Origin of the sequence: Bordetella genomosp. 7, from assembly GCF_002261415.1 — a bacterium.
Classification (GTDB): domain Bacteria; phylum Pseudomonadota; class Gammaproteobacteria; order Burkholderiales; family Burkholderiaceae_B; genus Bordetella_A.
Genome location: NZ_NEVI01000006.1, coordinates 1 through 14,498, shown reverse-complemented (window position 1 = coordinate 14,498; position 14,498 = coordinate 1). Strand labels below are relative to the sequence as shown.

Below are 14,498 nucleotides of genomic sequence, written 5' to 3'. Positions count from 1 at the left end.
TCGCATGAACGCCGCCGAGCTCCCTGCCGATTTCAAAGTTCCCCGCGCCGCATCAGTGCTGCGCCACAGTGTGACCGAGAGCATTCGCAACGCCATCCTGGTGGGCCGCTTTCAGCCAGGCGAACGCCTGCCCGAACGCGAACTCTGCGAAATGACAGGCGTCAGCCGCACGCTGGTGCGCGAAGCCCTGCGCCAGCTTGAATCCGAAGGCCTCATCCACGTCATTCCGCACCGCGGCCCGGTGGTCGACCGCCTGCTGCCCGAGCAGGCCGAAGGCATTTACCAAGTGCGCGAAGAACTCGAAGGCCTGGCCTGCCAGCTGTTTGCCGAGCGCGCCACCGAAGAGCAGCTCAAGGCGTTGCAGGCCGCCTTCCAGGCGCTCAAGCGGGCCTTCTCGCACGGCGGGTCGCTTGAACAGCTGGCGGCCAAGAACCACTTCTACCAACAGCTGCTCGACGGCGCCGGCAATGAAGCGCTGACTACGACATTGCGCCTGCTGAACTCGCGCGTCATGCTGCTGCGATCTACGTCCATGCAGGCGCCGGGCCGCGCCAAGAAAAGCCTGGCCGAACTGGGCGCGCTGCTCGACGCGCTGGCGGCCCGCGACGGCCGGGCTGCGCGCAAGGCCGGCAGCCTGCACGTGCGCAACGCTGCCCGCGTAGCCATCAAGATCCTGCGCGAAACCCAGGCTACAGCCGAATAACGGCTCGCGGCCCCACAGGCCCGGCACGCCCAGCGCTGCCGGGCTTTGCTTTTTTCGCTAATACTATAATACAATCCTACCAACATAGACGGCGGCGCCCATGGTCCGGCAGCCGCCACCAGGAGACAAATCTTGACCCCACAACCTGCCCCATTCGAGGTCTATGCGGTGCGCTATGCGCGCCACGGCGGCCGCAGCCCCGCCGACAACTACCTGGGCAGCGTCGACTTCCACGACGCCGACTCCGATCTCGACTACTACATCTGGGTGGCGCGTCGCGGCGATGAAATCTACGTGGTCGACACCGGCTTCGACGAAGACTCGGCCCGCCAGCGCGGCCGCGAACTATTGCAGCGCCCTGTCGACGGGCTGGCGCTTCTGGGTATTGACGCGGCCCAGGTGCGCAACGTCATCATCACGCATCTGCACTACGACCATGCCGGCACGCTGAACGATTTTCCGGCAGCCACTTTCCATGTGCAGGAAGCAGAGTCCGCCTACGCCACCGGCCGCTGCATGTGTCACGGCACGCTGCGCCACCCCTACTACGTGGAAGACGTCGTGTCGTTCGTGCGCAAGCTGTACGCGGGCCGCGTGACGTTTCACCAGGGGCCGGCCGAACTGGCGCCCGGACTTTCGCTGCACCTGGTGGGCGGCCACACGGCGGGCCTGCAGGTCGTGCGGGTATGGACGCGGCGCGGGTGGGTGGTTCTGGCGTCCGATGCGACTCACCTGTATGGCAACATCGGCCATGGCATTCCCTTTCCTGCCGTTTACAACGTGGGCGACATGCTCGAAGGGCACCGCGCCGTGCAGGAGCTGGCCGACAGCGAGGCCCATATCGTGCCCGGCCACGATCCCCAGGTGATGCTGCGTTACCCCGCGCCCAGCCCCGAGCTGGAAGGCAAGGCGGTACGGCTCGACGTGCCGCCCCGGGCAACCTGAATGAGCGAGCCTTCGTTGCGCGGACGCTGCGCGCTGGTCACCGGATCGACCGCCGGCCTGGGCCTGGCCATTGCCGCAGAGCTGGCAAAGTCCGGAGCGCGCATCATCCTGCACGCGCTGCGTGACGACGACACGGCGCGGCAGGCCCGCGACAGCCTGGCGCGCCAGGGCGCCGACGTGCTTTTCTACGCCGCGGACCTCAACGATGTCGACCAGATCGAAGCCATGGCGGCCAACGCGCAACGAGCCGCGGATGGCGTGGATATCGTCGTCAACAATGCCGTGGTGCGCCACTTCCACCCCGCCCACGCGCTGCCCCGCCGCGATTGGGACGAGGCGCTGGCCGTGAACCTGTCGGCGCCTTTCCACCTTGCCCGCCTGTGCATCCCCGGCATGCGGGCCAAGGGCTGGGGCCGGATCATCAACATCTCGTCGGTGTACGGAGCGGGCGCGACGCCGGACCGGGTGGGCTATATCACCACCAAGACGGCGCTCATCGGCCTGAGCCGTGCCCTGGCGGTAGAAACGGCGCCCCATGGCATTACCTGCAATGCCGTCGCGCCGGGCACCGTTCCCACACCTGCCATTACGGCGCGCATCGCGGCTATCGCCAGCGAGCAAGGCATTACCGAGCAACAGGCGCGCCATGATTACCTGGCCGCCCGCCAGCCTACCGGCCGCTTCGTGGCGATGCAGCACGTCGCCGCGCTGATCGGCTTCTTGTGCAGCGACGCAGGCGCCGATATTACCGGCGCCGTACTCCCTATCGACGGCGGATGGACCGCCACCTGACCCAACCTTCCTACGTGGCTATCATGAACACTGAACGCAAAGACACCCTGGGGTTCATCGGAATCGGCCGCATGGGCGCGCCCATGGCCGCCCGCCTGCTTCGCGCCGGATACGACGTGACCGTGTACGATCCCAGCGGGCCGGCCATGGCGCCGCTGGCGGCCGAAGGCGCGCGCATTGCCGCAAGCCCGCGCGAGGTGGCAGACGCGGCGCACACCGTGCTGCTTTCCCTGCCCCTGCCGCAGGTCGTGATCGATGTCGGCCTGGGAGAAAACGGGCTGGTACATGGCGCAGCGGTCAGGACGGTGATCGACCTGTCCACATCGGGCCCCCAGGCAGCCGAAGAACTGGCCGCCGGCCTGGCGCAACGCGGCATCGCAACGATAGACTGCCCGGTCAGCGGCGGCGTGGCCGGCGCGCAGCGCGGCACCCTGGCCCTGATGGCATCGGGCGCGGACGATGCCTACCAGGCGGCGCTGCCCGTGCTTGAAGTCCTGGGCCGACCGCTGTACGTAGGTGCGCGGCCCGGCATGGCGCAGACGATGAAGGTGATCAACAACCTGATATCAGTCACGGCGCTGGCCATCACCTCCGAAACCCTCGCGCTGGGCGTCAAGGCCGGCCTCGACCCCGACATCATGGTCCAGGTCATCAACGCCGGATCTGGCCGCAGCAACGCATCCGAAGACAAGATCCCCAAGTACGTGCTCAGCCGCAGCTTCGATTTCGGATTTGCCATCGGCCTGTCGGCCAAGGACGTACGGCTTTGCATGGAAACCGGCGAAAGGCTGGGCGTGCCGCTGCGAGTGGGCGACGCCGTGCGCCAGTTGCTCAACGCCACCCGCGACAAGTTCGGCGAACAGGCCGACATGACCGAAATCATGCGCTATATCGAGGCCGATGCGGGCGTGGAAGTGCGAGGCAAAGCGGCCGGCCCGGCCTGAAAGCCGGTACGCGGCCGCTGGGTGCCCGGCAAACCGAGCACGGTCAGTTCTTGGCTTCCTTGCGCTCCTTCACCTGCTGCTGAAGGGTCTGCGCCATCTTCAGGTGCTCCTGCAAGGCCGGCAGCGTCTTCTCGGCAAAGGCCTTGATTTCCGGATCCTTGGCGTCCTTGGCGGCCTCCTCGAAGAGCTTCACCGCATCTTCGTGGGCGGCCACGCCGATGTGATCCACATACATTTCGTCAAAACCGTCGTCGGTCAGACTCAGCGTCTTGAGCTTGGCCTTCATCAGCATGGACGGCTCGGTGGGCGGCGTGTAGCCTTTGCTCTTGGCCAGGGCGGCAAGTTCTTCACTGACCTTGGTGTGGTCCTGGATCATCTTGTCGGCAAACGCCTTCACATCCGGATTCTTGGCCTTTTCCTGGGCCATCTTGCTGCCCTCTATTTCGGCGGCGCCGGACTGCGCGGCGTTTTCAAGAAAATCCTCATCGTCGCCATCGAGCTGGTCCTTGGCGTCCTGCTGCGCCGACGCCTGGTCGGCCCGCTGCTCGGCGGCATTCTGTTGCGCCTGGTCCTGGCGTTCCTGCTGCGCCGCGCCCTGGGTCGCCGGAGCCGGCGTGGTCGGTTGAGGTTGCGCCATGCCGGTGCTGGCCGCCAGCATGCTGCCGGCCGCCATCATGCAAAGTGTCAGTGTGCGTAGTTTCATAAGGCCTCCGTTGCGACGCGTTTCGCGCCTGTGGGTTGTCGGCTTGCGTGGAGCCGGAAGGTGTGCCTGCGGTACAGCAAATGGCGTACCCGCCCCGGGCGTCTTGCCCGGGTCTGCCGGCCAAGACCCGCGGCTGTTGCCGTCCGGCTGCCGCCGGCGGCCGCCCGTCCAGGCGCGCCTTAATGAAAACTCTCGTTAAGATCGGTGACACAGTGGCGGACGACTAAACCGCCCTCCTGGCACATACTTGCCTCCGTACGAAAACCAGAGAGGAGAAAAGCATGTCTAACCAGGACAGCCTGGACCACACTCCCCTTAAGCGGGTCATGGGGCCGAAGCTGCTGTTGCTGTTCATCGTGGGCGATATCCTGGGCACGGGCATATACGCCCTGACCGGTCAAGTGGCCGCCGAAGTAGGCGGCGCGGCGTGGGCGCCGTTCCTGGTGGCGTTTCTGGTGGCCCTGCTGACCGCTTTTTCCTATCTCGAGCTTGTCACCAAATACCCTCGCGCGGCCGGCGCGGCGCTGTACGTGCACAAAGCCTTCGGCGTGCACTTCCTGACGTTCATCGTCTGCTTCACGGTCATGTGTTCCGGCCTTACGTCGGCCGCCACGGCCTCGCGTGCGTTCTCGGCCAACCTGTTCGTGGCGCTCGGCATGGACGCCAGCCCCATGACCGTCACGATGGGCGCGCTGGGTTTCATCCTGCTCGTCATGATCGTCAATTTCCGCGGTGCGTCCGAAAGCGTAAAGACCAACGTCGTGCTGACCCTGGTCGAGCTCAGCGGCCTGCTGCTGGTAATCGTCCTGGGCTTGTATGCCATCAGCGATGGCAAGGCAGATTTCTCGCGCGTGGTGGCCTTTGAAACGCCCGAGAACAAGAGCGTGTTCCTGGCCATCACGTCGGCCACCGCCCTGGCGTTTTTTGCAATGGTGGGGTTCGAAGACTCGGTAAACATGGCCGAGGAAACCCATTCGCCGCACCGCATCTTTCCCAAGGTTATGCTTACGGGCCTGGGCATTACCGCGCTGATCTACGTGCTGGTGTCCATCTGCGCAGTGGCGCTGATTCCCGTCGGCGAGCTTGCCGCCAGCTCCACGCCGCTGGTGCTGGTGGTCCAGCGGGCAGCGCCGAACCTGCCGATGGAAACCGTGATGCCGGTCATCTCGATGTTCGCCGTGGCCAACTCGGCATTGATCAACATGATGATGGCCAGCCGGCTGCTATACGGCATGTCGCGCCAGGGCGTGCTGCCCAAGTTCCTGTCGTACGTGCACGAGCGCACCCGCACGCCGTGGGCATCCATCCTGTTTACCACCGCGCTGGCGCTCGGCCTCATTATTCTGGTGTCGGCCAGCAACTCCCAGGCCATCAGCGCCCTGGGCGGCACCACGGCGCTGCTGTTGCTGGGCGTATTCGCGTTCGTCAACGTCGCCGTACTGGTGCTGCGCCGCGACAAGGTCCAGCACGAGCACTTCCGCACCAACAGCGTGGTGGCGTGCCTGGGGGCTGCCGCCTGCCTGTTCCTGGTAACTCCCATGACGGGCCGCGACACGATTCAGTATCAGGTGGCCGGGTGGCTGCTGGCCCTGGGTGTCGTCATGTGGGGTCTGACCTTGCTGGTGCACCGCAAAGAAGCCCCGCGCCTGGATCCCGAACACCTCACCGACGACTGAGCGGCGGGGCCCTGGCAAAGCATTCGGCCGGCGCCGTGCTTATCGCACCGCGCCGGCCGGCTCTTTCCAGCAGACATTACTTGCTTTTCTGCTGCGCTTCGGGGTTGGCCTCGCTTTCAGCCAGCTTGGTCAGTTTGTCGTCGGTCGATTTTTCTTCCTGCAGCGTCTGGTACAGCAGTTTTTCCGCCTCTTTAAAGCCGGCCCGCCGTGCGAACGTGCACAAGGTGCCATAGCTTGCAATTTCGTAATGCTCCACCTTCTGGGCCGCCGCAATCAACGCGGCGTCCAGGACGGGCCCCTTGTCGATTTCCTCGATAACTTCCTTGCCTTCTTCCACCAGGCCTTCCATGGCCGCGCACTTGATGCGCTTGAGCTTGATGTCGCAAAGCTCTACCACTTGGTCGATGCGTTCAATCTGGCCGTGGGTTTCTTCCAGGTGCAGCTGGAAGGCTTCGGCCAGTTTGGGATTGGTCGCGGCGCGGGCAAGCCTGGGCAGTGCCCGGGCCAGCTGTTTCTCGGCACTGTAGATATCCGACAGTTCGTGAATAAACAGGTCTTGCAGAGTCTTGGCAGCCATGAAGGTCTCCATGAAATACGGTGGATGCGAGACCTTGGTACAGCAAACCCTATACCTGCGGATGTATCACCCCCGTCAAGCCGCTCTTGCTGCATACACCATACGGCCGCCGCCCGGCCGCGACGGCTGCGGCCCCTGCCGTCAGCGCTTTTGCCGGGACTTGGGCTTGGGCTGGGTTCCGTCCACGCCGCTACCCAGATCGGCGCCCGTCATGGGGTCGGCATCAGGCTGCGATGTCGTGCGGGCTGCCATGGCTTGCAAGGCTTCGAGTTCTTCTCGGGAAAGACCGACGTTGGCCAGGCCGTCTCCTCCATCCACCGCGCACTGCTGATCGCGGTCGGAGACCACATCGAAGTTGGCGTCGCTGTTCCACGAGCCGCGCATATCGCCTTCACCCTGGGACATGTCAAAGTAGGTGCGGGCGAAACGCGGGTCTCCGGGCAGCTTGCCCGGCGGAAAGTTGGGCTGCATGGAGTACAGCGCCTTCTCGAATGACAACTGGTGCGCCACTTCGCGCGTCATCAGGAAACCCAGCGCCTCTTTCACGCCGGGGTCGTCGGTGACATTGATCAGCCGTTCGTACACGATCTTGGCGCGTGCTTCGGCTGCAATGTTCGAGCGCAGGTCGGCCGACGGTTCGCCTATGGTGTCGATGTATCCGGCGTTCCAGAGCTGGCCTGCCGAGTTGATCAGGGCAGGCCCGCCGCCGTAAAGCACCTGGGTCACATGCGAGTCGTTACCCGCGCCATGCAGGCTGCGATAAAGGTCTGCCTCGGCGTCGACGCCTTCGGCCAGCTTGCCCTTGGCGCCCTTGTTCAGCATCGCAACCAGGGTGCCGATCACTTCCAGGTGGCTGAGTTCTTCAGTGGCAATATCGAACAACATGTCCTTGCGGCCCGGATCGTCTTCGCCCAGGGCCTGGGTAAAGTAACGACACGCAGCCGCGAGTTCGCCCTGCGGTCCGCCGAACTGCTCGAGCAGCAGATTGGCCAGGCCCGGATTGCTTTCGCGTACCCGTACGGTGTATTGCAAGCGTTTGTTATGCGCAAACATAGGAGTCTCCCGCTGAGTGAGTTGCCCGCAAAGGCGGGCCAGCGGCGCTTCGCAATTGCCATACCCGCGGGGGGCCGGCCAGGGGGCGGCGGCGTTCAGCGGCGGCACAGCATCCGCGCGGCCGTACCATCGCGCCACACATAATGGTGCAGCCAAACCATGAAGACATGGCCGCACGCCATTGCCAGCAGCGCCCACCCCAGCCAGCCGTGCAGCGCGTTGCCCATGGCAACCAGGGCGGGCTGTTCGCGGCCGGTGGCCTCGAACAGGGGCATGCCGAAGACGGCCAGGCCTTTGCCTCGGCCATACGAGCGCGCCAGCGCGAGGACAGGCACCGCCATCATGAGCGCGTACAGACCGGCATGGCCAAGGCGCGCCAGCCTTCCGGCCGCTCCTGCCCCGGCTGGCGGCCTGCGCCGCAGATTCAACAGTGCCCACAAGGCGCGCAATGCGGCCAACACCAGCAGGGTCACGCCCAGAGAAACATGCGATGACCAGAACCATTTCGAAACGGCGGCCTCGCGATCCCAGGCATGCAGGGCCGAGCTGGCGAACTGCCACGCGAACAGCGCAACCATGCTCCAGTGCAGGACGCGGGAGACACGTCCGTAGCCTTGTTGCGAGTCATAACAGGTCGAGGGGGCGGCTGTGCTCATCAAAGTACTCCGGTGAAAGGTAACCGGGACGATGTTGGCCCGGGACGCCGATCAGCGATTTGACTGTCCGCAATCGCGGGAACCGGAAAAGTGCGCAGAGCGCCGGATTGAAACACACTGAAAGGTCCGCATGACGTCGTCCGGCCCGGCCGGTGCACCCTGCCCTGTTAATCGCAGCAAAAGCCCCCCTAAGCCAATCAAGAGTGGCATGGCGGCGGTGATCGTCGGAAAATCAGCCGGTTCGCAACAGAGAGAGCCCCATCCCATGTCCGAATCCATGTCCGCGCCGCCCGCAGGCCCGGAAAAGCACTACCGCGACCAGCTTGCAAAGGGCCAGTTCCAGATCCAGCGTTGCCAGGCCTGCGCGCGCGCCGTCTTCTACCCGCGCATGGTGTGCCCGCACTGCGGCTCCGACCAACTGGCGTGGGCCACGCCATCCGGCAAGGGCACGGTGTATTCCACCACCGTCGTGCGGCGCAGGCCCGAACAGGGCGGCGACTATAACGTCGCGCTTATCGATCTTGAAGAAGGCGTGCGCCTGATGTCCCGCGTGCAAGGCATCGCCCCCGACGCGGTGTCCATCGGCATGGCGGTACAGGCCGACGTCGCCGACATAGACGGCGAGAAGACGGTCGTTTTCAGGCAGGCCGGAGGGTGCGCATGATGGCCCTGACCGATCTGCGCGGCGTTGCCGCCATCGCCGGCGTGGGGCATGCCGGCCTGGGCGAAGCGCACGGCTATACCGACATGGAAATCCTGGTGCAGGCCGCACATCGCGCCGTCGCCGACGCCGGCCTGACCATGCAGGACATCGACGGCCTGGCAACCGCCAGCGTCACCGCCAGCATGTGGGCCATGCCCGTCATCGAACACCTGGGCATACGGCCCAGCTTCATCGACAGCACGATGCTGGGCGGGTCGAGCTTCGTGGCGCACCTGATGCCCGCCCTGCAGGCGCTTGCCAGCGGCCAATGCAACGCGGTGCTGGTCTGCTATGGCAGCACCCAGCGCACCGCCACGCTGAACCGGGCCGAGATCGGCAACGCGCGCCGCAAACTCGACCCTCAACCGTACGAGGCGCCCTACCACGCGTTGAACCCGCTGAGTTCGTATGCACTGGCTGCCGCGCGGCACATGCATCAATACGGCACCACGCGCGAACAACTGGCCGAAGTCGCCGTTGCCGCCCGCAAGTGGGCGCAGTTGAATCCGGAAGCCTTCATGCGCGACCCGCTCAGCATCGAAGACGTACTCAATTCGCGCATGGTGTCCGATCCCCTTACAGTGCGCGACAGCTGCCTGGTAACCGACGGCGCGGGCGCCTACGTGCTGGTGCGCGCCGACCGCGCCCGCGACCTGCCCCACCCGCCCGTCTACGTGCTGGGCGGCGCAACCGCCTGCTGGAACCGGCAGATATCGTCCATGGACGACCTGACCGTCACGGCCGCCACTCAATCCGGCGCCGCCGCCTATGCCATGGCCGGCCTGCGCCCCCAGGACATCGACGTCGTCGAGCTTTACGACGCCTTCACCATCAATCCCATTCTTTTCCTGGAAGACCTGGGCTTTTGCAAGAAGGGTGAAGGCGGCGCCTTTGTGAGCGGCGGCGCCATTGCGCCAGGCGGCCGCCTGCCCGTCAACACCAACGGCGGCGGCCTGTCCTGCGTGCATCCGGGCATGTACGGCATATTCATCACCATCGAAGCGGTGCGCCAGTTGCGTGGCCAATGCGGCGACCGCCAGGTCGCCAATGCCCGGACCGCCCTGGTTCACGGCAATGGCGGCACGCTGTCCAGCCAGTCCACCGCCATTCTGGGAACGGCAGACACTCTGTAAACATCGTGGGCAAACGGCACGACAACACCCCTCCGGCACGGAGCAACTAATTCAGATATTGCTTATTTTTCATCTGTTGCACCCGGACGGAATAAAAGGGCGCAATAACGGCCCGTAAGATGTTCCGAATCGCGCCGCTACGGCCGACACCAAGGAACTCTCATGGGCCTATCTTCCAGGCGGCCGAATCGGCCAGACAGCCGGGCTGCCAAGCGGCCGCCGCGCCGCGTGCCGGCAGCCGGCGCCGCCCTCCCCACGCGCGACCCGGCGGAGGTTTCGGCCGCCGAACTTGCACTGCGCCTGTATATGCAAGAACTACGCGTAAAACCGTACGGGCATGCATCAACGGTGTTATCCGCCGTGCATCGCCTGCGCAAAAGCTAGGCAGCATGGCCGGCCGCGGCCGCACTGGCCGGCGGCGCACGAATGAGGTTTAATCGGGCACAGTTGCATCACCTGGGTTTTTTATGCTGCGCGCCCTGCCTATCACTGCCGATGCCTTTGCTCCTTACGGGTGGATACTGGGCAAGGCGTTCCCTGCCGATCCGGCCATTCCCGCCTATACGCACCCCACCACCGATTTCTGGCACGAACACCTGTTCGATCCCGGACACGGCGGCAAAGCGGAAGTCCTGTGGGTCAACTATCGCAACACCGGGCCTGTTACCCAACTAGAAGTGCATCTGCGCACGCAACAGGCCATCGTGCCGCTTACCGGGCCGGTCGTCCATATCGTGGCACGCGGCACGCCGGCCGGCATGCCCGACCTGGGCACCCTTGCGGCTTTTGCCGTGCAGCCGGGCATGGGCCTATGCATGGCGCCCGGCATCTGGCACGCCACCCGCGTGCCCGACGCACCCGTCACCTGCCTGATGCTGACGCGGCAGTCCACCACGCAAGACCTGGTTGCCCATCTGCGCGACGGCGCCCCCGCCCACGAAAGCGCGCTGGCAAACATCGCGCTCACAAACTGGGAAATCGCGCCCCACGCATAGCGCGGCGCAACTGCGCCCGTTTCAGCCTTCGGCAGCCACCTGCCGCAAGGCCTGCTCGAAAACTTCGGGCGGCTGCCCGCCCGAGACCAGGTATTTGTCGTCGATGATCACCGACGGCACCGAGGTAATACCCAGTTGCCGCCATTTGGCCTGCTCGGCGCGAACCTCGTCGGCGTAGCGCCCGGCTTCCAGCGTCTCGCGGGCGGCATCGCCGTCCAGTCCGGCGTCTTGCGCCGCCTTGACCAGCACGGGCGTCTCGCCGGTATCCAGATTGTCGAAATGGTAGGTTTTCAACAGGCTGCGCTTCAGGGCAAGCTGCTCGGCCTGCCCCAGGGTGCCGGCCCAGTAAAGCAGCCGGTGCGCGTCAAATGTGTTGTAAGAACGGCTGTCGTCCGTCTGGTTCATGGGCATGTCCACGGCAGCCGCACGTTGCGCAATCACCTTGCGGTTCTCTTGCAGGCGCGCATAGTCAAACCCGTACTTTTTCATCAGCCGCTCGCCGGTATTCTGGCCGCCCTTGGGCATATCCGGATTCAGCTCGAACGGCTGCATCGCGATGCGAAACTCGGCCGCGGGCCCGATGCGCTCTATAGCCTCAAGCAGCCCTCCCAGCCCCACCGCGCACCACGGGCACGCCACGTCGGACACAAAATCGATCTTGATACTTTTCATCATCACTCCCCGGCAAAGCGGTGCGACAGCGGCAACGGCGGCTGGCGTCACCCCATCGTTCAGTCCAGTGTACGCCCGCCGCCGCGCACGCCGCAGCGGGTTCCCATGACGTTATGATCAAACCACCCTGGATCCGGAGGCTACGATGATACGGCTCACCCGCGCACCCGACCTGCTGCTGGGGCAGCACTGGGCCAACCTGCTGCAACAGGCCGGCATCGCCTGCCACCTTACCGGCCGATACCTGCAGGGCGGAGCCGGGGAAATCCCCGTGGACCAATGCGGCCCCGACCTATGGCTCGAAAGCGAAGGCGACAAGGCCGCCGCCCTGCGCATCATCGAAGGCCAGGTCGACGACGCCTGGCGCACGCGCCCGCACTGGTTTTGCGGCGACTGCGGCGAATGGCTTGAACCGCAGTTTTCGACCTGCTGGCAATGCGGCGCTTCGCGGCCCGCCGACTCCCAAGGCTGACCTTCGGTCACGGCACGCGTAGCGCCATGAGCGGCCGCCCTCGCACCCGAAGGCGCGTGCTCAGGTCATCATCAGTTCGACCGCAGCCTGATCGACTGGCTCTTGTTCAGTCGACGCGCCTCTTCCTCGGCATAGGCTTCTTCATCAGGCTCATAAGAGCCTTCATACATGCACGCACTGCGATTCCAGGTGCATTCGTTGAACAAGCGCGAGGACGTTCCCGGGCTGCTGGAACAGGCGGCAGTCAATGCCGCCACACACAGCGCCGCACCGCAGCGGAAATACATTCGAAGAGACATGGGTACCTGGTCGACGTAGAGGCACAGCCATTGTGGGTCATGACCGGGTTGCTGGCAACCCGCCCGCGAGCCGCATCCTGGCTCGACCGTCGATCACGCTGATCACCGTACACATGGGGCAAACCACGACCCTGGAGCCCCCCAAACCCGAAACCCCGGCCGCCACCACCGATCAAGGCATGCCGGCAAACCCGCAAGATGCGCCGCAATCCATGCGCGCCCACCCCGACGCCCCGCAACACGACGGCGCGTCGCAAGGCATATAGCAACGTCGAATATCAACCGGGGCGCGGCACTCAGGCGACCGGCTTGGCGACACCGGCGAGCACTGTGCCGGCGAAAGGCAGCGCCGCGGGTGGCTATTTACGCGTGGTGGCTTGCGACCCCACAGGTTCGGACGCCACGCGCGAAGCCGCGGCCGACGGGCGGGCCTGGCTCGCGTCATCCGCCGCCCGGGCCAGCTCGCCGACCTGCTGCTTGATGGTTTTCAGCACCCGCAGCATGGCGGGGTCCGTCGTCAGCTCGGCCGCACGGGCGATGCTCGTGTTGATGTTCTCGAGTAGATAGTTCATCGCTGTGCCCCCCGGGAACACCGGTCCCGACGCAAATCATGCTATATGTTTCTATTATTGAAATTATACTTCACTACCCACATCGACGCGAAGGGTCCTGCGCTCTGCTTGCCGTGTGTACGCGCTTCGCCGCGCGAGTTTCGTTATTTTGACGCTTGCAGTTCGAATGAGCTCGGTCCCTGCAAACCGGACTGCGTATCATCAACCGTACGGGTAGACCCGTGGTTGATCGCGCAAGCAGACTGGGGCAGCATATGCTCCTAAATACGACTGAATTTAACTGAATGTGCATAGGGCAGGTGTACAGGCCAGCGAGTCGGGGCCGTGCCAAGGCCCCCTTCAGACGCTCCCCGTTCCATCCCGCGAGGAGCGAACGTCCATTCCCGGCTCAACGGAGACAGTCCATGAGCAAAACTGCCATAGCCATCGCCACTGTATTGGCCACCGCCCTACTCTTGCCATTTCACGCCTACTCTCATGGCGGCGGGTGCCGTAAAGATTCGCCTCCGGGAAAATGCTGCCACATGGACAGGAAGGCTGGCACCGTACATTGTCATTGAGAATCACGAACGGACAACGCATCGGAAGTTCCACCCGTAGAAGTTGCGCCAGATGACGACGCGCCGATTATCGACCCGGACAACGAAAAGATCGTCACGACGGCAGAAGAACGGCGTCTGCACGAGATATGCACCGATATTCTTCCTGGCGAAAACCTGTCGATGCGAGATACCGAGACCTATTTTTCGGTGATTTTGGACGGAAAATCGAACCGATGGTTGCTCAGGTTCTGGGGAGATAAGCGCCGCCCTTCCATCCAGTTTATCGAACCCATCACCGACGCTCATCAACTCGAAGCCCAACGAGCAGGTTTGGAGCTCGGTCGAAATGGACAGATCCTGCTCAAGAAACCGGAAGATCTGTATCGCCTGGCCGAGATCGTACGTGATGCAGCAGCGTCTGAACGCGATCTATTTGATGTTTGGCGCAGGGCCTACAAGAGGCTTGGCATTTGGTCTGCTTCTGTACCGCCATGCATCGGAGATCGCTCATGGTACGTTGTATGGAACTTTGTTTTCATGGGGGGCCGCAGAACCAGGGCGGCCGCTGACGTCTGCTGAGGACCTGGGTAGGTATCGAAGAGCTGAGCTTCGTCATGTGCTAAAGCTCGTTTGCTTCACCTTGGAATCGTTGATTCGCGTGGTTTCAAAGACTCTGAATGCCTCAGACTTGGGTGTTTCTGCCAACGATGCGCGAAAGAAGTACTACAAGGAGCGAGGTATGTACTCCTAGCCAGTCGTCTGCTCACAAGCTTAAATTATCGTAGCCGTCGAGTGCCGAAATCATCGAACGACACGTCGCGCTTGGACCGGGGCTGTTGCGATGGCACTAAATGCGTTGCGCGCCGCTGAGGACATAACGCGTTTCCACACAGCCTCGGCCGTTAGCGGTTGTTAAACACATACAGTGGCCTTGCCCCGTTTCTCCGGACAGTTTGTTTAACCTCTCAAGCCGCTGCCTCGAATTGCATGGGGCTGACGTAGCCCAACGTTGAGTGTTGGCGTCGGGGATTGTAGAACCGCTCGATGTAATCGAAGACATC

General features: G+C 63.9%; 19 protein-coding genes. 11 read left to right on the top strand and 8 right to left on the bottom strand.

Going from position 1 to position 14,498, the window contains the following annotated elements; genetic code table 11:
* Positions 1-4 precede the first annotated feature (4 nt).
* The 4 genes from CAL18_RS03835 (at position 5) to CAL18_RS03820 (ending at position 3,384) form a co-directional block, all read left to right on the top strand.
* Positions 5-703, top strand: coding sequence for a GntR family transcriptional regulator (locus tag CAL18_RS03835; RefSeq protein ID WP_026640240.1), 699 nt, complete (start codon positions 5-7; stop codon positions 701-703).
* Between the two features lie 132 nt (positions 704-835).
* On the top strand, positions 836-1,648 hold the full coding sequence (locus CAL18_RS03830; protein WP_094796097.1) for an N-acyl homoserine lactonase family protein: 813 nt from the start codon (positions 836-838) through the stop codon (positions 1,646-1,648).
* A complete protein-coding gene (locus CAL18_RS03825; protein ID WP_094796096.1) occupies positions 1,649-2,440 on the top strand; it encodes an SDR family oxidoreductase in 792 nt (263 codons plus the stop codon). It abuts the gene before it with no gap.
* The gene (locus CAL18_RS03820) at positions 2,425-3,384 is read left to right on the top strand and encodes an NAD(P)-dependent oxidoreductase (RefSeq protein WP_141214356.1); all 960 of its coding nucleotides are present in this window, start codon (positions 2,425-2,427) and stop codon (positions 3,382-3,384) included. Before CAL18_RS03825 ends, CAL18_RS03820 begins: the two co-directional genes overlap by 16 nt.
* Positions 3,385-3,427: 43 nt before the next feature.
* Here CAL18_RS03820 and CAL18_RS03815 read toward each other — a convergent pair whose 3' ends face one another.
* The gene (locus CAL18_RS03815) at positions 3,428-4,087 is read right to left on the bottom strand and encodes a DUF4142 domain-containing protein (protein ID WP_231494585.1); all 660 of its coding nucleotides are present in this window, start codon (positions 4,085-4,087) and stop codon (positions 3,428-3,430) included.
* Between the two features lie 281 nt (positions 4,088-4,368).
* Here CAL18_RS03815 and CAL18_RS03810 point away from each other — a divergent pair, with 281 nt between their 5' ends.
* Positions 4,369-5,763, top strand: coding sequence for an APC family permease (locus CAL18_RS03810; RefSeq protein WP_026640236.1), 1,395 nt, complete (start codon positions 4,369-4,371; stop codon positions 5,761-5,763).
* A 76-nt stretch (positions 5,764-5,839) separates the two neighbouring features.
* On the opposite strand, the gene CAL18_RS03805 is transcribed toward CAL18_RS03810, so the two are convergent.
* The 3 genes from CAL18_RS03805 to CAL18_RS03795 all read right to left on the bottom strand — a co-directional run bounded on the left by CAL18_RS03805 (position 5,840) and on the right by CAL18_RS03795 (position 8,049).
* Complete coding sequence (locus CAL18_RS03805) at positions 5,840-6,340, bottom strand: ferritin-like domain-containing protein (protein WP_026638366.1); 501 nt, start codon at positions 6,338-6,340, stop codon at positions 5,840-5,842.
* 141 nt (positions 6,341-6,481) lie between these two features.
* Positions 6,482-7,393: a manganese catalase family protein gene (locus CAL18_RS03800; protein ID WP_026638367.1), complete on the bottom strand. Its 912-nt coding sequence runs from the start codon at positions 7,391-7,393 to the stop codon at positions 6,482-6,484.
* A gap of 95 nt (positions 7,394-7,488) precedes the next feature.
* Complete coding sequence (locus CAL18_RS03795) at positions 7,489-8,049, bottom strand: cytochrome b (protein WP_038851949.1); 561 nt, start codon at positions 8,047-8,049, stop codon at positions 7,489-7,491.
* Positions 8,050-8,314: 265 nt separating this feature from the next.
* Between CAL18_RS03795 and CAL18_RS03790 the strand changes: the two genes are divergently transcribed.
* The 3 genes from CAL18_RS03790 (at position 8,315) to CAL18_RS03780 (ending at position 10,880) form a co-directional block, all read left to right on the top strand.
* The gene (locus tag CAL18_RS03790) at positions 8,315-8,713 is read left to right on the top strand and encodes a Zn-ribbon domain-containing OB-fold protein (protein ID WP_094817364.1); all 399 of its coding nucleotides are present in this window, start codon (positions 8,315-8,317) and stop codon (positions 8,711-8,713) included.
* The gene (locus CAL18_RS03785) at positions 8,713-9,885 is read left to right on the top strand and encodes a thiolase (protein ID WP_094817455.1); all 1,173 of its coding nucleotides are present in this window, start codon (positions 8,713-8,715) and stop codon (positions 9,883-9,885) included. The genes CAL18_RS03790 and CAL18_RS03785 overlap by 1 nt, the downstream gene beginning before the upstream one ends.
* Before the next feature lie 467 nt (positions 9,886-10,352).
* Positions 10,353-10,880: an ureidoglycolate lyase gene (locus tag CAL18_RS03780; protein WP_094817363.1), complete on the top strand. Its 528-nt coding sequence runs from the start codon at positions 10,353-10,355 to the stop codon at positions 10,878-10,880.
* Between the two features lie 21 nt (positions 10,881-10,901).
* Here CAL18_RS03780 and CAL18_RS03775 read toward each other — a convergent pair whose 3' ends face one another.
* Positions 10,902-11,552: a DsbA family oxidoreductase gene (locus CAL18_RS03775; RefSeq protein WP_170940284.1), complete on the bottom strand. Its 651-nt coding sequence runs from the start codon at positions 11,550-11,552 to the stop codon at positions 10,902-10,904.
* Between the two features lie 145 nt (positions 11,553-11,697).
* On the opposite strand from CAL18_RS03775, the gene CAL18_RS03770 reads away from it, so the two are divergent.
* The gene (locus tag CAL18_RS03770) at positions 11,698-12,024 is read left to right on the top strand and encodes a DUF2007 domain-containing protein (RefSeq protein WP_026638374.1); all 327 of its coding nucleotides are present in this window, start codon (positions 11,698-11,700) and stop codon (positions 12,022-12,024) included.
* Positions 12,025-12,095: 71 nt separating this feature from the next.
* Here the strand turns inward: CAL18_RS03770 and CAL18_RS03765 are convergent, their stop codons facing one another.
* The gene (locus CAL18_RS03765; RefSeq protein WP_170940283.1) at positions 12,096-12,323 is read right to left on the bottom strand and encodes a hypothetical protein; all 228 of its coding nucleotides are present in this window, start codon (positions 12,321-12,323) and stop codon (positions 12,096-12,098) included.
* Positions 12,324-12,355: 32 nt separating this feature from the next.
* On the opposite strand from CAL18_RS03765, the gene CAL18_RS19555 reads away from it, so the two are divergent.
* The gene (locus CAL18_RS19555; protein ID WP_038851950.1) at positions 12,356-12,589 is read left to right on the top strand and encodes a hypothetical protein; all 234 of its coding nucleotides are present in this window, start codon (positions 12,356-12,358) and stop codon (positions 12,587-12,589) included.
* A gap of 93 nt (positions 12,590-12,682) precedes the next feature.
* Here CAL18_RS19555 and CAL18_RS03760 read toward each other — a convergent pair whose 3' ends face one another.
* Positions 12,683-12,895: a hypothetical protein gene (locus CAL18_RS03760; RefSeq protein ID WP_026638375.1), complete on the bottom strand. Its 213-nt coding sequence runs from the start codon at positions 12,893-12,895 to the stop codon at positions 12,683-12,685.
* A 722-nt stretch (positions 12,896-13,617) separates the two neighbouring features.
* Here CAL18_RS03760 and CAL18_RS19550 point away from each other — a divergent pair.
* Entirely contained in the window at positions 13,618-14,016 is a 399-nt protein-coding gene (locus tag CAL18_RS19550) for a hypothetical protein (RefSeq protein WP_141217742.1), read from the top strand.
* A gap of 386 nt (positions 14,017-14,402) precedes the next feature.
* Here the strand turns inward: CAL18_RS19550 and CAL18_RS19545 are convergent.
* Positions 14,403-14,498: IS3 family transposase (locus tag CAL18_RS19545; protein ID WP_141217741.1), on the bottom strand; the 96-nt coding region annotated here is incomplete at its 5' end.